Annotated in this window: 21 protein-coding genes; 18 read left to right on the top strand and 3 right to left on the bottom strand. The window is 46.6% G+C overall.

The window, feature by feature from the left end; translation table 11 throughout:
- Positions 1-52 precede the first annotated feature (52 nt).
- A complete protein-coding gene (locus NFR43_RS07785) occupies positions 53-1,270 on the bottom strand; it encodes a multidrug efflux MFS transporter (protein ID WP_275087112.1) in 1,218 nt (405 codons plus the stop codon).
- A gap of 75 nt (positions 1,271-1,345) precedes the next feature.
- Between NFR43_RS07785 and NFR43_RS07780 the strand changes: the two genes are divergently transcribed.
- Positions 1,346-2,032 carry a class A sortase gene (locus NFR43_RS07780; protein WP_251548098.1) on the top strand — a complete coding sequence of 229 codons (687 nt, stop codon included), beginning with the start codon at positions 1,346-1,348 and terminating at the stop codon, positions 2,030-2,032.
- A 26-nt stretch (positions 2,033-2,058) separates the two neighbouring features.
- On the opposite strand, the gene NFR43_RS07775 is transcribed toward NFR43_RS07780, so the two are convergent.
- Positions 2,059-2,520 carry a low molecular weight protein-tyrosine-phosphatase gene (locus NFR43_RS07775; RefSeq protein ID WP_251548096.1) on the bottom strand — a complete coding sequence of 154 codons (462 nt, stop codon included), beginning with the start codon at positions 2,518-2,520 and terminating at the stop codon, positions 2,059-2,061.
- A 135-nt stretch (positions 2,521-2,655) separates the two neighbouring features.
- On the opposite strand from NFR43_RS07775, the gene NFR43_RS07770 reads away from it, so the two are divergent.
- From NFR43_RS07770 to alr, 6 genes are all read left to right on the top strand, one after another.
- On the top strand, positions 2,656-3,225 hold the full coding sequence (locus NFR43_RS07770; protein ID WP_251548094.1) for a LemA family protein: 570 nt from the start codon (positions 2,656-2,658) through the stop codon (positions 3,223-3,225).
- A gap of 12 nt (positions 3,226-3,237) precedes the next feature.
- Positions 3,238-4,131 carry a zinc metalloprotease HtpX gene (htpX, locus tag NFR43_RS07765; RefSeq protein WP_251548092.1) on the top strand — a complete coding sequence of 298 codons (894 nt, stop codon included), beginning with the start codon at positions 3,238-3,240 and terminating at the stop codon, positions 4,129-4,131.
- 135 nt (positions 4,132-4,266) lie between these two features.
- Positions 4,267-5,646, top strand: coding sequence for a UDP-N-acetylmuramoyl-tripeptide--D-alanyl-D-alanine ligase (locus NFR43_RS07760; RefSeq protein ID WP_251548091.1), 1,380 nt, complete (start codon positions 4,267-4,269; stop codon positions 5,644-5,646).
- 85 nt (positions 5,647-5,731) lie between these two features.
- Positions 5,732-7,213: a DEAD/DEAH box helicase gene (locus tag NFR43_RS07755; RefSeq protein WP_251548089.1), complete on the top strand. Its 1,482-nt coding sequence runs from the start codon at positions 5,732-5,734 to the stop codon at positions 7,211-7,213.
- A 19-nt stretch (positions 7,214-7,232) separates the two neighbouring features.
- Positions 7,233-7,604 (top strand): holo-ACP synthase, encoded by a 372-nt coding sequence (gene acpS / locus NFR43_RS07750; protein WP_251548196.1) that lies wholly within the window; start codon positions 7,233-7,235, stop codon positions 7,602-7,604.
- A complete protein-coding gene (alr, locus tag NFR43_RS07745) occupies positions 7,597-8,727 on the top strand; it encodes an alanine racemase (protein WP_251548087.1) in 1,131 nt (376 codons plus the stop codon). Before acpS ends, alr begins: the two co-directional genes overlap by 8 nt.
- A 55-nt stretch (positions 8,728-8,782) precedes the next feature.
- Here the strand turns inward: alr and cbpA are convergent, their stop codons facing one another.
- Complete coding sequence (cbpA, locus tag NFR43_RS07740) at positions 8,783-9,418, bottom strand: cyclic di-AMP binding protein CbpA (RefSeq protein WP_251548085.1); 636 nt, start codon at positions 9,416-9,418, stop codon at positions 8,783-8,785.
- Positions 9,419-9,597: 179 nt separating this feature from the next.
- On the opposite strand from cbpA, the gene pth reads away from it, so the two are divergent.
- The 11 genes from pth to lysS all read left to right on the top strand — a co-directional run bounded on the left by pth (position 9,598) and on the right by lysS (position 23,057).
- On the top strand, positions 9,598-10,161 hold the full coding sequence (gene pth / locus NFR43_RS07735; RefSeq protein ID WP_251548083.1) for an aminoacyl-tRNA hydrolase: 564 nt from the start codon (positions 9,598-9,600) through the stop codon (positions 10,159-10,161).
- Between the two features lie 21 nt (positions 10,162-10,182).
- Positions 10,183-13,716, top strand: coding sequence for a transcription-repair coupling factor (mfd, locus tag NFR43_RS07730; protein WP_251548081.1), 3,534 nt, complete (start codon positions 10,183-10,185; stop codon positions 13,714-13,716).
- A gap of 10 nt (positions 13,717-13,726) precedes the next feature.
- Positions 13,727-14,002 carry an RNA-binding S4 domain-containing protein gene (locus tag NFR43_RS07725; protein ID WP_251548079.1) on the top strand — a complete coding sequence of 92 codons (276 nt, stop codon included), beginning with the start codon at positions 13,727-13,729 and terminating at the stop codon, positions 14,000-14,002.
- Positions 14,003-14,162: 160 nt separating this feature from the next.
- Positions 14,163-14,534 (top strand): FtsB family cell division protein, encoded by a 372-nt coding sequence (locus tag NFR43_RS07720; protein WP_251548077.1) that lies wholly within the window; start codon positions 14,163-14,165, stop codon positions 14,532-14,534.
- Between the two features lie 184 nt (positions 14,535-14,718).
- Entirely contained in the window at positions 14,719-15,207 is a 489-nt protein-coding gene (locus NFR43_RS07715) for a S1 domain-containing RNA-binding protein (RefSeq protein WP_251548075.1), read from the top strand.
- Positions 15,207-16,577 (top strand): tRNA lysidine(34) synthetase TilS, encoded by a 1,371-nt coding sequence (gene tilS / locus NFR43_RS07710; RefSeq protein WP_251548073.1) that lies wholly within the window; start codon positions 15,207-15,209, stop codon positions 16,575-16,577. The genes NFR43_RS07715 and tilS overlap by 1 nt, the downstream gene beginning before the upstream one ends.
- On the top strand, positions 16,570-17,118 hold the full coding sequence (gene hpt, locus NFR43_RS07705) for a hypoxanthine phosphoribosyltransferase (RefSeq protein ID WP_251548071.1): 549 nt from the start codon (positions 16,570-16,572) through the stop codon (positions 17,116-17,118). Before tilS ends, hpt begins: the two co-directional genes overlap by 8 nt.
- A gap of 88 nt (positions 17,119-17,206) precedes the next feature.
- Positions 17,207-19,351, top strand: coding sequence for an ATP-dependent zinc metalloprotease FtsH (gene ftsH, locus NFR43_RS07700; protein ID WP_251548069.1), 2,145 nt, complete (start codon positions 17,207-17,209; stop codon positions 19,349-19,351).
- Positions 19,352-19,577: 226 nt separating this feature from the next.
- Positions 19,578-20,471, top strand: coding sequence for an Hsp33 family molecular chaperone HslO (gene hslO, locus NFR43_RS07695; RefSeq protein WP_251548067.1), 894 nt, complete (start codon positions 19,578-19,580; stop codon positions 20,469-20,471).
- Positions 20,472-20,536: 65 nt separating this feature from the next.
- Positions 20,537-21,541: a tRNA dihydrouridine synthase DusB gene (dusB, locus tag NFR43_RS07690; protein WP_251548065.1), complete on the top strand. Its 1,005-nt coding sequence runs from the start codon at positions 20,537-20,539 to the stop codon at positions 21,539-21,541.
- A 16-nt stretch (positions 21,542-21,557) separates the two neighbouring features.
- Positions 21,558-23,057, top strand: a complete 1,500-nt coding sequence (gene lysS, locus NFR43_RS07685; protein WP_251548063.1) for a lysine--tRNA ligase — start codon at positions 21,558-21,560, stop codon at positions 23,055-23,057.
- The last annotated feature ends 506 nt before the right edge of the window (positions 23,058-23,563 follow it).

The raw sequence follows: 23,563 nt of genomic DNA, 5'->3' as shown, positions 1-23,563 counted from the left end.
TGGTTGGCCGTCAAAAAAAGATCCTGGCAAATGCCAGGATCTTTTTTTGCGTTTAAACGGTTGGCTTGCTCAATGGACGGTAGACATTGAAGATGAACAGGAGCATGTTGACTAAAACTAAGAAAGCGGTGGATAGGAAGACGGCGCCGTAATCATACAGTCCGGCGACGAAGCCGCCAATCAGGGGCCCCATAATATTGCCAATGTACATGAAACTCTGGTTCCAGCTAAAAATGCGGCCGGTTAGCTTGCTAGGGGAATTCTTCGTTAAGAGGGTTTGCACTTGCGGGAAAAGTGAGGCGTCAGCAATGCCGATCAGGAAACGCAAGATCCCTAATTGCCACGGGTTTTGCACGAAGGCGCTCGGCACGAAGCAGAGAATGCTGACGATAAAACCGCTAATTAAGATTTTTTGAGTCCCAATCCGGTCACCAAGACGGCCTAACAATGGCGCGGCAACCATCGTGGCCACACCTGGTAGTGCTGCAATGACCCCACTGACGAAGGTGACTCCTTTGCCGCCATGCATTAGTTCCTTAATAAAGAGAGAAATAATGGGGTTGATGGAATTATTAGCCGCTTGAATAATCATGGTTGTAATTAGGAGCCCAAAAATAATCCGTGGTGATTTTAATTCATGAATCACACCAGCAGCCTTATCAAACTTCTTTTCTTTAACCGGTTGAAACCCTTCTTCATGAACGAAGAATAAACATCCTAAGAAGATGATAAAGAGAATGCCACCGGTAATAAAGAAGGTGACCCGGTAACTAAAAATTTCCGCAAGGGTCCCACCGAGCAGTGGCCCCAAGAGGTTCCCACCGGTGACGCCGGCCGCCATGGTTCCCAAAGCTTGGCCAGACTTTTTCTTGGGGGTTTCAGTAGCAATCAAGGCGTTTGAATTACTGACGAAGCCGGCAAAGACCCCCTGGGCCATCCGCAAACCGATTAATTGCCAGACATTGGTGACCAACCCCATGGCAGCAATCACGACTGCCATCCCAAGGGCCGCCCGCAAGATCATTGGCTTCCGCCCTTTGCGGTCAGCAAGCTTTCCCCAGTACGGAGAAACGATCGCCGAAACACAGTACATGACGGCAAAGACAACCCCAGAATAGAAGTTTAGTTGTTGGTGGGTATAATGACCCAAGGTCGCAATGTATAAAGAAAGAAAGGGCATGATTTCAGAAAAGCCCATGCCGGCGAAAAAGACGCCGATGGAAAGGACACGGAGGTTCCGTACCCAGGCTGGTTGTTTTTGACCAGACAAAAAAATCACCTTCTAGTCAGTTTTGTTGTATACTAATGCTATTATGATAACACTAACGAAAAGTAGGTAAAAGCAATGAAAAAGCGGGAATGGTTCCGGTGGACGGCCGTGGTCATTTTATTGATCGTCAGTGTCGTTTTAATTTTTAACCAGCAAATTAAGTATTACTTAGTTGGAAGTTACCACCCGACGGTGACCAAACAAACTGTGAAACAAAATAACAAGAAGTCGGCTAATTACGATTTTAGTAATGTTCAGGACCTGAACTTACAATCCGTTGCAAAGGCGCGGGCCCGGAAACAGTCAATCAAGGTGATTGGCGTCATTTCCATTCCTGCCATCAAGATGTCAATCCCGATTGGCAAGGGTGTTGATAATAACACCTTGGCCCTCGCTGCCGGCACCATGCGGGCTGACCAAAAAATGGGTGAGGGAAACTATGCCTTAGCGGGACATAACATGGCCCATGGTTCACGAATTTTGTTTTCGCCACTGTACTATGATGCCAAGGTTGGCCAAAAGGTTTACTTGACAGACATGACACGGATTTACGAATATCAGATTACCGAACGGAAATTTATTGCGGCCACCCGGGTCGACGTGGTGAACGACACGCCCCAAAAGATCATCACCCTGATTACTTGTAATAAGACGGGATCACGGCGGTTGATGATCCGGGGTAAATTTGTTAAATCGATGAAGTTCAAGCAGGCACCGAAGTCAGTGCAAAAGAGCTTGAGTAAGGGTTATACGAATAAATAATAAAAGCGACCAGCTGGTCGCTTTTATTATTGTTGCGCCTGCACGTAGTCTAACCAGTATGGCAAGGCCAAGTGGAGTGCGTCGTAGGTTTTCTGAAATTCATGGGTATACCAGGGATCTGGGAGTGGTTCACCGGCTTTTCCGGGCACTAAATCGTTGATGCCATGGATCTTATGCAAATCAGCTGCCGGAGCGATCGATTTGAGGTGACGAATATTCATATCGTCCATCCCAATAATCAAATCAAAGTTATCAAAGTCAGCCATGGTGATTGGTCGGGAAACCAGGTCATGGCCAGCCAGGTGATACTTGGTCATAATTCGTTGAATACCTGGATAGGGGTGGTTACCTTCCTCTTCACTACTGGTCCCGGCTGAATCGATCGTAATGTGGTCACTGAGACCTTGTTCGGCAACCATTTGGCGAAACATGGCTTCCGCTAATGGTGAGCGGCAGATGTTACCTAAACAGACAAATAAAACTTTCATAGACATCCCTCACTTTTCTTTTATCATACCATACGAAATTAGTCGCCACGGAGAGTGGCCTTAATGAAGTCTTAACTTTTCATGGCCGAGTGGTCCTGGTATGATTAGGGTAAAATTTTGTAAAGGAGTTTCGAAATGACAACTATTATTATTTTAATCATTGTGGTGGTGTTGATCTTAATTTACATCAGCATTTACAACGGTCTGGTCCGAATGCGGACGAACGCCCAGGAATCTTGGAGCCAAATTGATGTGCAGTTGCAACGGCGGAATGATTTGATTCCTAACCTGGTCAACACGGTGAAGGGGTACAGTAAGTACGAAGCCAAAACTTTAGAAAAGGTGACCGCTTTGCGCCAACAAGTTGCTCAGGCCCCCGCTGATGATCCTCAGGCCAAGATGGCCGCGGCAGACAAGTTGACTGGGGCCCTCAATTCGCTGTATGCTGTGGCAGAAAATTATCCTGACTTAAAGGCCAGTGCGGAGTTCAGCAAGTTAATGGAAGAATTGAGTAATACAGAAAACAAGATTGCTTACTCACGGCAGCTTTACAACTCCACTGTGGCGGCATTTGATGCTAAAATTTTGACGTTCCCGGCAAACTTAGTGGCGAAACTTCATCACTTCACCAAGCTGGACTATTTGCAGGTTCCTGAGAAAGCCAAGCAAAATCCCCAAGTGGACTTTAGCGATCTCGATCAGTAATGGTGATGGACCATGCTTTATCAACAAATTGCCAGAAATAAGCGGATGACTGTGGTAGTCATGGCGGGTTTTTCGCTGCTTGTGGCCTTGGTGGGGGCGGCCGTTGGCTACTTATTTGCGGGGAGTGCGGTTGGCGGCATTGTGATCGCGTTGGTGTTAGCTTTGATTTATATTTCGGTGATGGTGGGCCAATCGACCGATGTGGTGATGCGGATGAATAATGCTCATGAGCTTCATTCAGCTGACGAAGCGCCAGAGTTATGGCACGTGGTCGAGGATATGGCAATGGTGGCCCAAGTTCCCATGCCACGGGTGTTCATCATTGACGACCCGAGCCCGAATGCCTTTGCCACCGGTAACAATCCTGAACATGCTGCCGTGGCGGCCACTACTGGCCTCTTACAAGTAATGAATCGGGAAGAGTTAGAGGGTGTGATCGGCCACGAAATGTCGCACGTGCGTAACTACGATATTCGCTTGCAGACAATCGCGCTAGCACTCGCCTCTGCGATTGGTGCATTGACCGGGTTTGTGAGTCACATTTGGTGGTTTGGTGGCCGCCGTGATGATAATGACCGGGATGGTGCTGGAGTGATTGCAATCTTGGGTTCGGTACTAATGATTATTTTGGCACCTTTGGCGGCCTCAATTGCGCAGATGGCGCTGTCGAGAAACCGGGAATACTTGGCTGATGCTGGCTCGGTGGAGCTGACGCGCAATCCCCACGGTTTAATTATGGCTTTGACTAAATTAAAGGATGCGACACCCATGAAAGATCCTGACCCGAATTCATCAGCTTTGTACATCAGTGACCCAGAACGGAATGGGAAAAAACACCGGTTTAGTCACCTCTTTGATACTCACCCGCCATTAGATAACCGGATTGAACGTCTAGAAAAAATGTAAAGTGTGGAAACCAACTAGGGGATGGTAATTGCCCGTGGTTGGTTTTTATGTTGCCTGGTGATTGTGTCGACTAGCTGAATAGTGATATAATTAAAAATCGATCATTAACTGGATAAAAGAGGAAGAGGATTACTCATGAAAATGAACATCGCTGAAATCGCACGCGCGGTAGATGCCCAAAATAATGTTGAGCAATGGGCGGAGATTGAAGTTTCAGGTGTTGCCTTCGATAGTCGTAAATTGCAAGCCGGCAACCTATTTGTGCCGTTGGCGGGTGCCCGTGATGGTCACGAATTTGTGCAAACGGCTTTTGACAACGGGGCCAGTGCGACCTTATGGGCGGCTGACCATGATTTTGCAGACGATGGTCATCCCCGGATTGTGGTTGCTGATCCTCTTCAAGCCCTTCATAAACTAGGCCAGTATTACCTTCGCAAGATCAATCCGATCGTGGTGGCAGTCAGTGGTAGTAATGGTAAGACCACGACGAAGGATATGATCGCGTCAATCTTAAGTACCCAAATGAACGTGACTAAGACCCACGCGAATTTCAATAACGCAATTGGGGTGCCCGTGACGCTGCTGAACATGGAAGCGAACACCGAGGCGGTCGTTGTAGAAATGGGGATGAGTCATTTTGGCGAATTGGACGAACTCAGTAAGTTAGTGACGCCCGATATTGCAGTGCTGACTATGATTGGGGAGGCCCACATTGAATTTTTCGGTACTCGTGATCGGATTGCCGATGCTAAAATGGAGATCACCCATGGTCTTAGAGAAGATGGGACCTTTGTATACAATGGTGATGAACCGTTACTTCGTGAGCGCTCGGCAGCTCTGAAACAGGTCAAAAAGACGTTTGGTCGGCAATTAAATAATGATATTTACGCCACCAGTGTTGAACAATCAGACCATGATATCCGTTTCAAGGTCAACCTGTGGCCGGATCAAGAATTTACCATTCCAATGATTGGTGAATACAACGTCAATAATGCCTTGGCAGCCATGATGGTTGGTGATTTATTGCATGTGACCCCAGAACACCTTCAAAAAGGTTTGGCAGACCTGCAGGTGACGGCTAACCGAGCGGAGTGGCTCGCTGGTAGTCAAGGAGAAAAGATCCTCTCAGATGTCTATAATTCGAACCCCACGGCCGTGAGAGAAGTGTTACAAACGCTCAATGAATTGCCGGAAACTGGTCGGCGGATCATTGTCTTAGGGGACATGTTGGAACTGGGTGAGGCTTCACAAAAGCTTCACGCCGGGCTTGCCGACGCGATTGACCACGACCATTTCCAAAAGGTCTTTTTAGTGGGAAATGAAATGAAGGCGCTCCGTGAGCAATTACTGGCCACTGGGTATCCGGCGGATGATTTACAACTCTTCACAACAGTTGAAGAGACTCAGTTAATTACACAGCTCCACAAGACAATTCAAGCTGGTGACATTGTCCTCTTAAAGGGGAGTCATGGGATCCACTTGGAGAAGGTCTTACAAGCACTTAAAGCAAAATAATGTTTGGCACCACTACCATTGGCCAGATATCGACGCCAATTGAGTAGTGGTGTTTTCAGCAATAATACTAAATGAGGTGAAATGATTGAAATTTGGAGAATTAGGACTATCAAAAAGCCTATTACGGGCCGTGAAACAAAGTGGCTATGAAGAAGCCACCCCAATTCAAGAGCAGACCATCCCGATGGTTTTGAAGGGGCAAGATGTGATCGGGCAAGCCCAAACGGGGACCGGGAAGACGGCTGCCTTTGGGTTGCCAATTATCGAACACGTTGACCTTGATAACCCAGCAATTCAGGCGATCGTGATTTCGCCAACGCGGGAATTAGCGATCCAAACTCAGGAAGAATTATACCGCTTAGGTCATGACAAGCACGTGAAGGTCCAGGTAGTATACGGGGGTGCTGACATCCGTCGGCAAATTAATTCCTTAAAAAAGCATCCGCAAATCCTGGTGGGGACCCCGGGCCGGCTTCGTGATCACATTAGTCGGGGAACCGTTAAGTTAGACCACGTTCAAACCTTGGTTCTGGACGAGGCCGATGAGATGTTGAACATGGGGTTCCTGGATGACATCGAGGCAATCATTAAGGAAACGCCGACTGACCGTCAAACGTTACTCTTCTCGGCAACGATGCCACCGGAAATCAAGCGGATTGGGGTCCAGTTTATGCGGGACCCGCAGACGGTCAAGATTAAGGCCAAGGAATTGACAACCGACCTGGTGGATCAGTACTACGTCCGGGCTAAGGACTACGAAAAATTTGATATCATGACCCGGTTGATCGATGTTCAGGATCCTGATTTGACCATCGTCTTTGGTCGGACCAAACGCCGGGTCGATGAGCTTTCCCGGGGATTGGTGGCGCGCGGCTACAACGCTGCGGGCATCCATGGTGATTTAACCCAAGATCGTCGTTCTAAGATCATGAAAAAGTTCAAAAATGGCCAACTGGATATTTTAGTTGCCACTGATGTCGCTGCCCGGGGCCTAGATATCTCGGGCGTCACGCACGTGTACAACTACGATATTCCATCGGATCCAGATAGCTACGTTCACCGGATCGGCCGGACTGGGCGTGCCGGGCACCATGGGGTGTCCCTTACTTTCGTGACGCCAAACGAAATGGATTACCTCCACGAAATTGAAAAGTTAACCCGGGTGCGGATGTTACCACTGAAACCACCAACCGAAGAAGAGGCCTTTCGCGGTCAGGTGGCCAGTGCCGTCAATGATATTGATGAATTAATCAATGATGACGCAACTGAAAAGTATCGTGAGTCGGCAGAAAAGTTATTAGCGACCCACGAGGCGGTTGATTTGGTGGCAGCGCTGTTGAACGATTTGACAACGGATGATGCCAGCAAGGTGCCAGTCAAAATCACGCCAGAACGACCATTACCAAAGCGTCGTCGGAATAACAATTATCGGGGACGTGGTAATGGTCACCGGCATAATAATAACTATCGGGGCCATGGTCGTCGTCATAATGGTGACCGCGGTAACTTTGGCCACCGTCGCCAAGGTAACAATCACAAGTTTAGTGTTCGAAAACGCCAAAAGTAGTTGAAATCGGGTGAAAATGATGTTGGCAGGTCTCGGGATTGACCTTACAGAAATCGACCGGATCAAAAAAGCGGCTTCAAAGCAGCCACAATTTATCAAACATGTCCTGACACAAAACGAACAAGAACAATTGGCGCAGTTTGCTGGACAGCGTTATTGGGAGTATTTGAGTGGACGGTGGTCGCTCAAAGAATCCTTCTCCAAGGCCTATGGGACGGGGATTGGCTCACAGGTTAGCTTTCAGGATATTGAAATTTTGGATAACCAGGTTGGCCGGCCAATCATTACTAAATCACCGTTTCAGGGCGTTGCTTTGGCATCGGTGAGCCACACTGGTACACTAGTAATGACAGAGGTTGTATTAGAAAAGGAGACGACAGACGATGAATAGCGCGCGGTTGCGAAACACTGACGTGATTGTAAATTTAGGGGCGTTACGGCATAATATTCGGACCCAAAAGGCGGCTTTACCAGCTAATAGCCAGATTTTTGGGGTGGTCAAGGCTGACGCCTACGGGAACGGGATGACCCAAGTGGCCCAAGTCCTTTCTGAAGAAGGAGTGGCCGGTTTTTGTGTGGCCCTGCTGGATGAAGGGTTGACCTTACGGGACGCTGGCTTACAAGAAACGATTCTGGTGCTAGGCATTACCCCAGTTCAGTATGCGCTCATTGCGGCGGAAAATGGGATTTCGTTAACGGTTGGTTCGCTGGCCTGGCTGCGTGATTACCAGAAAGTGGCCCAAGCTAACGGGGTTAAGAAACCGTTGAAGGTCCATTTGGGTTTAGACACCGGAATGGGGCGGATTGGGTTCCAAGAACCCGCTGATTTAGCAGCCGCCATTAAATTTTTGGCCGCACCGGAATTTGAGTTTGAAGGAATTTTTACCCACTTTGCGACGGCCGATAGTGCAGATCAAACCTATTTTGAACGTCAATTAACGAAATGGCGAGCCTTTCTGGCGGTTGTGAAAGACCGGCCACGGTATGTCCATATGGCCAACTCGGCGACCGGCCTCTGGCACCAATCGGTTATTGAAAATAATACCGTGCGGATGGGGATTTCCCTCTACGGTTGTAATCCATCTGGGCACGAAATTAAGCCCACATTTGAACTGCAGCCGGTCACATCATTGGTGACCCATTCTACCTTTGTCAAAAAGCTACACCGGGGTGAATCGGTAAGTTATGGGGCTACTTATACTGCCAAGGAAGACGAATGGGTGGCAACCCTGCCCGTTGGTTATGCTGATGGTTACCGTCGTGGCTTGACTGGTTACCACGTCCTGGTCGATGGCCAAAAGTGTGACATTTTGGGGCGGATTTGTATGGATCAAATGATGATTCGCCTTCCTCACGAAATGCCTGTGGGCACCGCAGCGGTCCTGCTTGGTCGCTCGGGGAACGAAGAGATTACGGCCACTGATTTAGCCGACCAATTAGGAACCATCAACTACGAAATTTTAACGGGCTTGGGTGACCGTCTTCACCGTAAGTACATTGACACAAATGATTAAAAATAAAGAGGCTGAGTTTTTTGAAGTGCTCAGCCTCTTTCTAATCTCTGTGATTTTAGTGCCGGTGGAGGTCCTCCACCTCGGTCACGGTGAAGCCTTTTTTGGTTAACCGTTTGGTAATCTTGGTGACCTTTTCCTTATCGACATCGGCAGGGAGGGTGAAGAGAACCTGTTTGCCATCCTGTTCGTCAGGGTCTAGCGAAATTACGTTGGCAATTTGACAAAAGCGAGTAATTTCTTTGGTGAGCCGGGCGAGGTCGCCACGCTCATCAGAAACGTGGACGTTGAGCACGTACCGACCATTATTCACGTTCCAAGCCTCGGCCAATAATTTCAGGAGACTATTATGGGTGAGAATTCCGTAAAAATGGTTTTCCCGGTCGAGGACCGTAATGTAGGGGAGGTCCCGAATGGTAAAGAAGACGCTGTAGAAGTCCGTGTCGATGGAGATAAATTTTGTCGAATTCTTCAGTAGCGCGGTGACGGGCAGTGACATATCACCGCCCCGGGATTTGTGGCGGTAAATGTGCATTTTGTAAATGTTGCCCCGGAATATGGTCCGGGAAGGATCCAAAATGGGCACACACCGGTAGCCAGATTCTTCGAGAACCTGCAATGCCTCTTCCAGGGTAGCATCTTCGGTTAAGGTGGTAAGTTCTTTTTTAGGTTTAATGAGTGAATTAAAGATCATCTTTTATGCTCCGTTTTTTGACATTCTATACTTCATCATACCATAAAATTAAAAAATCATGAGAAAATGGTCAGGAAATTTTGCTTTCGTCATTCCTCATGTATAATGGAGCATGAATTGCTGGGCAGGGGCTAGTTAGTCCCGGCGCGGCCTTTTTGTAGTTAAAGGAGATTGAAAAAATGAAAATGATTGTTGGCCTTGGTAATGTCGGAACTCGTTATGATGAGACTCGTCATAACACCGGTTTTATGGTTGTGGAACAACTTGCCCGTGACTACCATCTGGGAGCGTTCAAACATGCCAAAAACATCGAAGCAGTTATCGCCACGGGCATGCTTGATGGTGAGAAAGTAATGTTGGTTAAACCCACGACCTTCATGAATGATTCTGGACGGGCTGTTAAACCGCTAGTGGATTATTATGACCTGGATTTATCAGATGTCGTCATCGTCAATGATGATTTGGACATGCCGGTTGGCAAAGTTCGTCTGAAAGCCCATGGCAAGTCCGGTGGGCACAATGGACTAAAAAGTATTATTCAGCATTTGGGAACCGACCGGTTTAACCGGGTGAAGTTGGGAATTGACCATCCAGCCCAAGGTACGGTGGTCAGCCACGTTTTAGGGAAGTTTAAACCAGCTGAACGGCCAGATTTTGATAACGCCGTGGCGACGGCAGAACGGGCCCTGGTCGATTGGGTCCATGGTGAAGATTTTGATCAATTAATGAACGACTATAACTAAGTAGAAAGAAGGAATTGCCACTTGCAAATTGAGGACCTCGTGGCGCAAACGCCACAATTTTCAAAAATTACAGAACAACTGACTGCGCAACACCGGCAGTTGGTAACTGGGGTAAGTGGTTCAGGTAAGACAACCTTATTGGCGACCCTCCAGCACCATTTAACGGCCCCCCAATTGGTGGTCACCGATAGTTTATTTCATATGCAGGAATTAGCGGATGATTTAGAGAATCTACTTCCGGAAACTGCGGTGTACCAATTTCCGGTGGAAGAATCATTGGCAATGGAGATTGCGACGAGCTCACCTAATTACCGTTTACAAAGGGTGCAAGCACTCAATGCCCTTTTGACTGGGCAGACAGCAGTGATTGTGACCGCGACGGCAGGGTTGCGCCGCCCATTACCTAGTCCCCAGGTCTTTGAAAACGCCCAATTGAAGATTAAGGTCGGGGGCGAAGTTGATCTGGAGGATACTGTTAAAAAACTAGCAGTGATGGGGTACCAACGCCAAAAGATGGTGATGGCGCCAGGTGACTTTGCGGTCAGAGGTTCAATTATCGACATCTATGCTCTGAACACGACGGCCCCCGTGCGGATTGACCTTTTTGATACGGAAGTGGATTCGATCCGCTACTTTGAGGCGAATAGTCAGCGGAGTATCGAAAACGTGGCGGCGGTGACGATTCTCCCAGCGACCGACCTGGTTGTTGATCCGCAGCAATTAGGTTCTTTAAAGAAGCAATTTCAGGATGAGGATACCCAACTGCAAAAGTTAGCTACTGACGAGGACGATGGTCGCCAAATCGAAAATCATTTTCGGCCCCTCCTCGATGCTCTTGATGCCGGCAATTTAACTAACGGCTTTTTAACCTATGCCGACCTTGTTTACCCGCGGCCTGCCTGCCTCTTGGACTACTTGCCAACTACTGGGGTCGTGATCGTGGACGATTTTTCTCGGATTAAGGATACCAACCAGGACTTGGCGGCCGATGAACAACAGTGGCAACAGGAACGGGTTGATTATCACCAACGCCAAAATGTTGGCTCACTGGGGAATGATGCAGTCCAACAATTAACGCACGATTCGCATGCCCAACTGTTCTTTGCCCTGTTCAAAAAGGGGATGGGTCAGCTGCGTTTTCAACAAATCGTTGAATTACAAACCCGGGCGATGGAACAATTCTTTGGCCAAATGGAACTACTAAAAAATGAGCTCCAACGGTTCCAAGACCAAGGGGAAACAATCGTGATTTTAACGAAGAGCGATGAGCGCCGGGCCAGCGTCGCTAAAACCTTGGCGGATTTTCAGATTCAGGCCGTAGAAACCCAATTTGATGACCTCCAATTACACCAATTGCAATTGGTTGCGGCTTCTTTACACAGTGGTTTTGAAATGCCCGCGGCGAACTTAGTCGTCATTACCGAAGCGGAAATGTTCAAACAGGTGAAGAAGCGGCGCCCCCGTTCCCAAAAGCTCGCAAATGCCGAACGAATTAAAAATTACACGGACCTCAAGCCGGGTGATTATGTAGTTCACGTCAATCACGGGATTGGGCTCTTTTCAGGAATCAAAACGATGACCGTGGACGGGGTACACCAGGACTACATGGTGATTAACTACCGTGACAATGCGCAGATATTCGTCCCGGTAACCCAGCTAAATTTGGTGCAAAAATACGTTTCTTCAGAAGCCACCAAACCACACATCAATAAATTAGGTGGCAACGAATGGGCCAAAACAAAACGGCGGGTGGCCCAAAAGGTAGAAGATATTGCTGGCGATCTGGTGGACCTTTATGCCAAACGGCAAACGGCGAAGGGGTTTTCCTTTCCCAAGGACGATTACCTGCAAGAAAAGTTTGATAACGAATTTCCGTATACCGAAACCAAGGACCAGTTGCGGAGCATTGAAGAGGTTAAAAAAGATATGGAAACCCCAAAGCCAATGGACCGGCTACTGGTCGGTGATGTTGGCTATGGAAAGACCGAAGTGGCCTTACGGGCAATTTTTAAGGCTGTGACTGGTGGTAAGCAAGTGGCGTTCTTAGTACCAACCACCATTTTGGCACAACAGCATTACGATACCATGCGGGAACGTTTTGAAGGCTTTCCAATTAAAATTGAAATGATGTCGCGCTTCCGCACACCAAAGCAGATGAAGGCAATCGAACGGGGACTCGCGGATGGTTCCATTGATGTTGTTGTGGGGACTCACCGACTTCTTTCCAAAGATGTCCACTTTAAGGACTTGGGGCTCCTGATCGTCGATGAAGAGCAGCGGTTTGGGGTGAAACACAAGGAGCGATTGAAGCAGATTAAGTCCAACGTTGATGTATTAACGTTGACTGCGACCCCAATTCCCCGAACCCTCCACATGTCAATGCTGGGTGTCCGGGACCTCTCGGTTTTGGAAACACCGCCAGTTGGCCGTTTTCCAATCCAAACTTACGTGATGGAACAAAATTGGACAGCCATCCGTGATGGGATTCTCCGTGAAATGCAACGTGGTGGTCAGGTTTACTACTTGCACAACCGGGTTAACGACATTGAGCAGGTTGTCCACGAGATAGAAACGATGGTTCCAGAAGCCCGGGTTGGTTATATTCACGGTCAAATGACTGAAGCCCAGCTTGAAGGGGTGTTGTACGACTTTATCCGGGGTGAATACGACGTGTTAGTGACAACCTCAATTATTGAAACCGGGGTGGATATTCCAAACGTCAATACGCTCTTCGTCGAAAACGCCGACCGGATGGGGCTGGCCCAGTTGTATCAAATTCGCGGGCGGATTGGGCGTAGCAACCGGGTTGCCTACGCTTACTTCATGTACCAGCCTAATAAGGTCCTGACTGAACCGGGTGAAAAACGACTCGCAGCGATTCGGGACTTTACTGAGTTGGGGAGCGGGTTCAAGATTGCGATGCGTGACCTCGCGATCCGGGGCGCTGGGAACTTACTTGGTAAACAACAACACGGCTTTATCGACTCCGTTGGTTATGACCTGTATTCGTCGATGTTGGCGGATGCCGTGGCGAAAAAACAAGGAAAGCAGCAAAAGGCTACTTCCAATGCTGAGATCGATGTGGCAGTGGAGGCATACTTGCCGAGTGATTATGTGGCTGATCAACGCCAAAAAATCGAATTGTATAAAACGATTCGTCAGGCACAGAATAAGGATGATTTACTGGAAATTCAGGGTGATCTGATCGATCGCTTCGGAGACTATGGTCAGCCAGTCGCAAATTTGTTATTAATTGGTGAACTTAAAATGGAAGCTGACCAAGCACTGCTCACGCAGATTAAGCAACATCAAGATAACTTGAATTTGACCTTTGCCAAAGCAGCTAACCAGTATTTGAAAGCCGCTGGTGTGATGAAAGCAGTTGCTCAAACCCGGTTTAAGGCCACAATGGGCGAAACTGATGATGGACAATTAACGGTCCGCTTAATTATTCAGCCAAAGATGAGCCAGCAGGATTGGCTTCACCAACTTCTCAAAGTGGTTGCTGAGTTAGCGGCGACGGTTCAAGAAGCCCAAACACAGACAAAGAAATGAGGAAAATTACATGCGTTTAGATAAATTTTTAAAAGTTTCACGAATTATTAAGCGACGTTCCGTTGCCAAAAAAAACGCTGATCAGGGCAGAATTTTGATTAATGATAAGCTGGCGAAATCGTCAACTGATGTTCACACGGGCGACGTGTTAACGATCAAATTTGGCAATAAAACCGAACAGGTCAAGGTTAAGCGGATTGTTGAAACGACCAAAAAGGCGGAAGCCGAGGAAATGTACGAAATTCTCGACATTAGTTATGAAGAAGATTTTAAGAACGATTTCTAACAATTAGCGGTCAGTTACTTAACTATTTATAATTAGTTGTTTATTAATTGAAGCTAGTATTTCGCGGTAATTTTTGCTAATATGATTATAAATGGAGTAGATAGTTGACACGGCTAATTGAGGAACTTTATTCTTGATAAGTCAAAGTGAGGATTACGGAATGAAGAAACGTTTTAAAAACAATATTACAAATATTAATACACCGTTCGCTCGTCAACGAAACCGTGAACGGACCAGTGAACAAGCGTATCGTTATCACGTTCACGTTCGCCGGGCACAAATTATTTTAGGGGTATTTGTAGTGTTGTTCCTCATTTTAGCGATTCAACTAATTGGGGTGAAACGGCAACAAAGCAAGGTCAATGGCAACATTGCGAAAGCCAACACGACGTTGGCCCAAAAGCAGTCCACCAATGGCAAACTTAAAAAACAGGTTAAAAAGTTGCACGATCCTAACTATCTCCAAGAACTCGTGCGTGAAAAATATAATTATGCTAAAGATGGCGAAACACTTTATAATTTTGTGAAGTAACAGTTAGCTGACAACGGTCGAATAATTTGATTCGACGAACTCAATGAGGTCTAGAATAGTTGATGGTTCAACATTCTAGACCTTATTTTTAGATTTTATAAATATCACTCTATCAATTGACGGCGTGATTATGATATACTCAGGAAGATTAAATTTTTATTAGAATTAGGAGGATTGCTGGTTCATGGCAATTGAAGAAGGAGCAAAGGTTACTGGAACTGTTTCCGGAATCACAAATTTTGGGGCGTTTGTTGATTTAGCTGATCACCAAACTGGCTTGGTACACATTAGTCAAGTCTCAAACCGGTATGTTAAAAATATTCATGACGTATTAACTGTGGGGGACCAAGTCACGGTTAAGGTTACGAAGGTCGCGGATGATGGCAAGATCGCTTTATCAATCAAGGCAGCGCAAAATGACGAACAGGGTGACCACCATGACTTTCATCGTGACCACCATCACCATGATCAGCATCATCACAACAATGACCAATTTGCTCACCGGCCGGCTAATCATCAACGTCAGCAACATCATGGCTTTGGCGGACGTCATGAAAAGAGCCACTTCGATGATATGCTTGCCAATTATATGAAAGAAAGCGAATCCCGTTTATCCACTTTGAAACGGCAAACTGACGGTAAACGTGGCGGTCGTGGCGGCCGGCGTAGCTAATGGCTGACCAATTACGCTTAACAGTAAAACGGTGCCTGGAACGGTACCGTTTTTTTACTAATCAGCAACCGCTCGTGGTGGCCGTTTCTACGGGGGTTGACTCGATGGTATTACTGACGCTCCTGCAAAAATTGGTGCCAGTAGAACGGATTGTGGTGGCCCATGTGAACCACCATTTGCGGGAGCAGAGCCGGGAGGAAGAACGCTACCTCAGGGATTATTGTCAGGGACATCACCTCCGCCTGTTTGTTGATCAGTGGGTAGTGGAAGATCACCCGCAAACGGGAATTGAAATGGCGGCCCGGCAGGAACGCTACCGCTTCTTTCGCGAAGTTCTAGCAAAAGAAGGAGCGCAATTGCTGCTAACTGCCCACCATGAAAATGATTTAGCCGAAACGATGTTGATGAAGCTATTACGCACCGGCGAACTGAGTGAATTAGTCGGAATTAAGGAGGCCCGCCATTTGGGGTCCGCCACTGTGCTGCATCCCCTATTACGAATTCCGAAACAACAACTAGTTGACTACGCGCGGCAACACCAGATCCACTGGTTTGAGGATGCCAGTAATCAGGCTGATGCAACCTTACGGAACCGCATTCGCCATCATTACTTACCAGAACTGGCCAGTGAAAATCCCCAAATTCTGGATCATTTGTTAAAGCTCCACGATCAGTTAACCTCTTTGCTCGACTGGCAGGAGCAAACCTTGGATGATGAAATGTGGGTGGACCCAAAAGGGAAATTACAACTAACTTCATATCAGAAATACCAGCCAACCATTCGGCAACTTTTGCTACGTGATTACTTCAATCATTCAGCAATTTACGATGTCACAACTGCGCAATTAACGCAGTTGGACCATTTCTTAATGAATCGGCAACGCCCCCAAGGACAGGTGACTGTCAACGCCAATTGGTTGCTAATTAAGAACTATCAGATTGCGGAGCTAAAAAAAGTTCAGAATTTAACGCGAAACGATTCGTCAGTGGCTGATTTTATGGTAAAATTTGACCATTGGTATTCAGGGACTGATGGTTATCAATATGGAGTCTTTACGACACCAGTTGCACAGGTTGAGGCGACGATTCTGCTGACGCCTGAGCAGCAACCACTGCGTGTGCGGCAATGGCAGCCTGGTGATCGGCTCCGCTTGAAATCTGGGCACCATCAATTAGTACGGCGAATTTTAATTGATCAAAAGGTTCCATTGAATTTGCGCCAGCAAGAGGTCGTGATGGTTGACCATCTGGGTCAGGTGCTTTGGTTAATCGGTCATAAAACCGCTTGGTTAGATCGCTATGCCGCTCATGATCACCATCAGCAAGTCTATTTTTGCCGAAAAGCAGTTACGGGAGAGAATAATGAATAACGATATTGAACGTGTCATTTACAATCAGGAACAAATTGACCATCGGGTCGGCGAACTGGCAGCTCAGATTAGTCATGACTATGCTGGTAAGCGGGACATTGTCGTCGTGGCCGTGCTCACCGGGGCCATTATGTTTACAATTGACCTCTATAAGAAACTTGATTTGTATGCGCATATCGACTTTGTAGATGTTTCTAGTTATCAAGGGGGCACCGCATCGACAGGCTCGGTCAAGTTACTCCATGATCTCAAGAATGACATTAAGGGTAAAGATGTCATTATCTGCGAAGACATTGTCGATACCGGTCGGACCCTCAAGTTTTTGATTGATCTTTTGCAAGACCGCGGCGCCAATAGTATTAGGGTTTGTTCAATTTTTGATAAACCCGAAGGTCGGGTAATTGATGTCAATGCTGATTATGTTGGTTTTGATGTGCCAAATGAGTTCCTGGTCGGTTATGGTCTTGATTACAAGGGACTGTATCGTAACCTGCCATATATCGGGGTTTTGAAGCCTGAAGTTTACCAACGAAAATCATGATAAAATATTGGTCAGTGATGGTCAAATATGCTATTATAGATGCACTGTAATTATTAAGCATCAACACTGCTAGAAATAGGAGGTTGTTATGAACAACAATCGTAAAAATAACGGCTTTACTCATAACGTGCTCTTCTATGCAGTTATTTTCCTGTGTATCATGGGGATTGTGTACTTTTTCTTTGGTGGCAACAATACTGCCGGGCAAAGTAAAAATGTCTCCCAAACGCAGTTTGTAACTGCTCTGAAAAAGAACCAAGTTAAGAGTTTCCAAGTCCAACCAAATGGTGGTGTTTACAAGATTACGGGGACTTATCGAAAGCCACAAAAGGTTTCCAATAGTAACCAAACTGGGCTCTCGTTGATGAACCAAAAGTCAAGCACCACGACTAGTTTCCAAAGCTCTGTTTTGCAAAGTGATGTCACGGTTAGCCAATTACAAAAGTATGCGGATAAAAATAACGTGAAGATCTCGACTCACCCAGAGGAATCCAATAGCATTTGGGTGAACCTGTTAGTTACAGCTTTGCCAATCGTCATTATGATTCTCTTCTTCTACATGATGATGGGGCAAGCTGGCCAAGGTGGTGGCCGTGGGGTCATGAACTTTGGTAAGTCGAAAGCAAAACCATCTAATTCGAAGGACAATAAGGTTCGCTTCTCTGACGTTGCTGGAGAAGAAGAAGAAAAGCAGGAACTGGTCGAAGTTGTCGAATTCCTGAAAGATCCAAAGAAGTTTATGAAGCTTGGTGCCAAGATCCCATCTGGTGTCCTCTTGGAAGGACCTCCAGGTACTGGGAAGACCTTGTTAGCTAAGGCCGTTGCTGGTGAAGCGGGGGTACCGTTCTACTCGATTTCTGGTTCTGACTTCGTTGAAATGTTCGTCGGGGTTGGTGCTAGCCGGGTCCGGGACCTCTTTGACCAAGCAAAGAAGAATGCCCCATCGATCATCTTTATTGATGAAATTGACGCCGTTGGTCGGCGACGTGGTAATGGCATGGGCGGTGGTCACGATGAACGTGAACAAACCTTGAACCAACTGTTAGTTGAAATGGATGGGTTCCAAGGTGACGAAGGGGTCATTGTAATGGCCGCTACCAACCGTTCAGACGTCCTTGATCCGGCCTTATTGCGGCCAGGTCGTTTCGACCGAAAGATTCTGGTTGGTCGTCCTGATGTGAAGGGTCGTGAAGCAATTCTTCGTGTTCACGCGAAGAACAAACCGTTGGCACCGGACGTTGACTTAAAGGAAATTGCTAAGCAAACCCCTGGTTTTGTTGGGGCTGACCTTGCAAACCTCTTAAACGAAGCTGCATTATTGGCCGCCCGGCGGAATAAGACGGAAATTGATGCGTCTGACGTTGATGAAGCCGAAGATCGGGTAATTGCTGGTCCAGCTAAGCGGGATCGGGTCGTTTCGCCACAAGAACGGAAGACCGTTGCCTTCCACGAAGCTGGGCACACCATCGTTGGGTTAGTCCTTAACGATGCGCGGGTTGTTCACAAGGTTACTATTGTGCCACGTGGTCGAGCCGGCGGATACGCGATCATGCTTCCTAAGGAAGACCAAATGCTGATGAGTAAGAAGAATGCCGAAGAACAGATCGCTGGTTTAATGGGTGGTCGTGCAGCCGAAGAATTAATCTTCAACTCACAATCTTCGGGTGCTTCGAATGACTTTGAACAAGCAACACAAATTGCGCGTTCGATGGTTACCCAATACGGGATGAGTGATAAGATTGGACCAGTTGAACTGCAAAGTTCTGGCCAAGTCTTTACTGGCCAAGGTTATGATCAATCACCGTATTCTGAAAAGACGGCCGCATTGGTTGATGAAGAAGTTCGGCGGATTCTGACTGAAGGTCACCAACGGGCATTGCACATTATCGAAACGCACCGTGACCAACACAAGTTGATTGCCGAAGCCTTGCTTAAGTACGAAACGCTGGATGAAAAGCAAATTCTTAGTTTGTACAAGTACGGTAAGATGCCTGAAAAGGATGTTGAAGCCGCGGAAGATGAACAACGGGCAGCAACCTTTGAAGAGTCCAAGCGTGAACTTGAACGGCGTGAAAACGCCAAGGCTGATCAAGACGACCAAACGGCCGCAATCGATCAACCGGATGACCAGGCTGCTGGGCATGATTCAACCGCTGACGATGCTGATCAAGGTCATGAATCAACGAATGATTCAAACCAATCGACTGATGATCACAAACCAGAAGACAATTAAAATTGAATTTAGAGGGAGCGTTACAGAAGTCGTTTACGACTTCGTATTAACGCCCCCGCAAGCAACAATAGGGCTCCAGCATTCGGTTTTACCGGATGTTGGAGCCCATTGTTGTACTGCGCTGTTCGTATTACAGCTAAGTTAGAGGTTTTTCCCGGCCTCTTTGCATTTCTGGTTAATTCAAATTGATGTTAGAATGGAAACAAGATCTTAATTGGAGGTAACAATGATGACTGAAGATTATTTGGTAAAGGCGACGGCCGAACATGGGATGTTTCGGGCCTATGCCGTCAACGCAACGGAGTTGGTGCGTGAAGCTCAAAAAATTCATGGAACGTGGAGTGCGGCTTCTGCAGCCCTCGGGCGCACCTTAGTTGGGACACTCTTGTTAGCAACTTCGGGATTACAAGGCGACCAAGCAGGCTTGACCGTGAAAATTCAAGGGAATGGTCCAGTGGGCTTTATTGTGGCAGATGGAACTGCCAATGGCACTGTGAAGGGCTATGTCCATAATCCCCATGTGAACCTTCCTTTGAATAGTAATGGCAAGATTGATGTTGCCGGAGCGGTTGGTAAGCAGGGAACTTTGTCGGTCACTAAGATGAACGTTGCTGATAAAACACCGTATACTGGTGAGGTTAACCTTGTTTCAGGTGAACTTGGTGATGATTTTACATATTACCTGGCTCAGTCTGAACAAATCCCTTCTGCGGTTGGTTTGTCTGTCTTTGTCAATCCAGATGATTCGATTGAAGTTGCGGGGGGCTTCTTGGTACAAGTCTTGCCAGGTGCTTCAGATGAGCAAATCGCGGACTTGGAAAAGTCAATTCAGGGACTGCCCCTCGTTTCAGAAATGTTAAGAGACGGGAAAACTCCCGAAGACATTCTCAAAAAGATTTTTGCCGGCCAAGAACTCAAAATCCTCGAAAAGATGCCGGTGAAGTATCAATGTGATTGCTCAAAAGACCGCTTTTCTCAGGCCCTGGCGAGTGTCAAAAAAGAAGACCTTGAGGAAATGATTAATCAGGATCACGGTGCCCAGGCAGTTTGCCAGTTCTGTGGAAAAAAGTACGAATTCTCCGAAGATGAGCTTCGCCAAATGCTGAAGGATAAAGATTAGTTTGTTGGTTTTCGATGCTGTGATACAATATTGATTGTGATTTTGAGAAAAAAGGAGGAAAGCTCATGGAATGGCAAATTGGGGATGTGAAGATTCCCAACCAAGTGGTTGTTGCACCAATGGCCGGTGTCACTAACAAGGCTTTCCGGGTGATCTGCAAAAAATTTGGTGCTGGTTACGTGGTTTGTGAAATGATTTCCGATCGGGGAATCATGTACCATAATAAAAAGACTCTTTCAATGACCACTGTTGACCCCCATGAACACCCGATGGGGATTCAGATTTTTGGCGGGACCAAGGAAACCCTGGTTGAAGGGGCGAAATTTATCGACCAACATACTGATGCTGATGTGATCGACATCAATATGGGGTGCCCAGTGAATAAAGTGGTCAATACTGATGCTGGGGCCCGTTGGTTGCTCGATCCAAATAAAGTTTATGAAATGGTTTCATATGTTGTGGATGCCGTTCAAAAACCAGTCACCGTTAAAATGCGGACTGGTTGGGATGACAAACATATCCTGGCGGTAGAAAATGCCCTGGCGGCAGAACGCGCTGGAGCTGCGGCCATTGCCATGCACGGTCGAACTAGAAAGCAAATGTATACCGGCCATGCTGATTGGGACATCTTGAAAGAAGTTGCTTCCCAATTGACGGTGCCATTTATGGGAAATGGTGATGTACGGACGCCTGAGGATGCTAAGCGGATGCTTGATGAGGTTGGGGCGACCGCGGTGATGATTGGTCGGGCCGCAATGGGGAATCCATGGATGTTGACCCGGACCGAACATTATTTGGAAACTGGTGAATTATTACCAGAAGCGACCCCTGAACAAAAAATTCACACTGCCAAGGAACACTTGGCGGCCCTGTGTGATTTGAAGGGTGAATACGTTGGTATTCGTGAATTTCGTGGACAAGCTGCTTACTACCTCAAGGGGATTCCACGTTCCGCACGGACCAAGGTGGCCTTGATGTCCGCTACCAAGCAGGCAGAAGCGGATGAAATTTTTGACCGTTTTCTTGACCAATATGAGGAACGGCAAGCAAAGCGCCAGGCGGCGAATTAATTAAGGAGGATGTTTAATGGCAAAGGAAGAGAAGCTTAACGATCAGATGGTGGTGCGCCGGCAAAAGATGGATGCTTTACGTGAGAAGGGCATCGATCCTTTTGGGCACCGGTTTGCACCGGATCATGATATTTCAACGGATATCCGGGCTAAGTACGGTGACGAGAGTGAAGAATTACTCGCTGAGCAACAAAATGAAGTGACGATTGCGGGACGAATGATTGCCAAGCGGGGCAGCGGGAAGGCTAGTTTTGCTGACCTCCTGGACCGTGGTGGTAAGATTCAATTTTATGTTCGTCAGGATATTGTTGGCGAAGACGTTTACCAAGTCTTTAAGGATTCTGATATTGGTGATTTCTGGGGAATTACCGGTGATGTTATTAAAACGCGGATGGGTGAACTAACGATTCGGGCCCGGAAGATGACTTTCTTAACGAAGGCCTTGCGTCCATTACCAGATAAGTACCATGGTTTACAGGACCCAGAAATTGTTTATCGTCAGCGGTATTTGGATTTGATTACGAACCGGGAAAGTTTTGACCGTTTCCAAACCCGTACCAAGATTATTAAGGCTATCCGTCAGTACATGGATCGCAATGATTTTACTGAAGTGGAAACGCCAATTTTGGAAAATATCGCTTCGGGTGCAGAAGCACGGCCATTTATTACTCACCATAATGCGTTAGATATTGATATGTATATGCGGATTGCCACCGAATTACGGTTAAAGCGTTTGATTGTTGGTGGGATGGAACGTGTTTATGAATTAGGTCGGATTTTCCGGAATGAAGGGATGGACCCTCACCATAATCCGGAATTTGATACAATGGAAACCTATGCGGCTTACTTTGACTTTAATGATGTTATGAAGGAAACTGAGGGGATTTTCCAAGCCGCAGCTAAAGTAGTTTCCAATGATTTAAAGATTAACTACCAAGGGACTGAGCTGGACTTCAGTAAGTCATTCGAGAGAATGCACATGGTTGATGCCATCAAGAAGTATACTGGGGTAGATTTTTGGCCTGAAATGTCAGTTGAAGAAGCTCGTCAATTGGCTGATGACAATGGAATTGAATATGAAGACTGGTGGAAGGTCGGTCATATTATCAATGCCTTCTTTGAAGAAAAGGTACAGGACCAGCTTGAACAACCAATCTTTATCTACGGTCACCCGAAGGAAATTTCACCATTAGCCCACATGAACCGCGAAGACCCACGGTTTACTGACCGGTTTGAATTGTACATTTTAGGTAATGAATATGCGAACGCCTTTACCGAACTAAATGATCCGATTGATCAGCGAGAACGTTTTGAAGCGGAAGCAAAGGAACATGCGGAAGGTAACGATGAGTACCAACCAATTGATGAAGACTTTGTTGAAGCGCTCGAATACGGGATGCCACCTACGGGAGGACTCGGTGTTGGAATTGACCGGCTTGTGATGTTGATGACCAATGCTAAGTCAATTCGTGATGTCTTGCTGTTCCCAACGATGCGTCCAAAGACCAATAATTAAGCATAAAAGCTACACGGTGATGTAGCTTTTATTTTTTTGCTTTTTTTGATTGTTAATGTTTAGAATTACTGATTGACACTATCGAAATGTTTGTTGCCAGTGTTATGGGAGAATAACTAATTATTGAGTGTTAATGTTAAGGATAGTTCGTCATTAGTGGTATTAGGGGTGGGCTGGTTAAGAAAAGGGGTGTTGACTTCTGAAGGGGGATTCTTTATAGTATATAAACGTTGTGAGGCAAGTTAATAAGTTGCTTCAACTTAGTTGAAAAAAGTTGTTGACATTCTTACAACGGTTTGATAAATTATAATAGTTGTCTGTTGATATGACTTTTCAATCATTTCTCAAAATAATTTCAAAAAAGTTGTTGACGAGATACAGATAACATGTTATTATAATAAATGCTCACTGACTTGTTAAAGAAGTGAACATGGTAGACCTTTGAAAACTGAATAAAGTTTCGACGAATCAAATGTGTAGGGTCTTTGATCGTAAGATCAAAGCAA

Source organism: Limosilactobacillus caecicola (assembly GCF_943192935.1).
Lineage (GTDB): Bacteria > Bacillota > Bacilli > Lactobacillales > Lactobacillaceae > Limosilactobacillus > Limosilactobacillus caecicola.
This window is presented reverse-complemented; position numbering and strand designations above follow the sequence as displayed.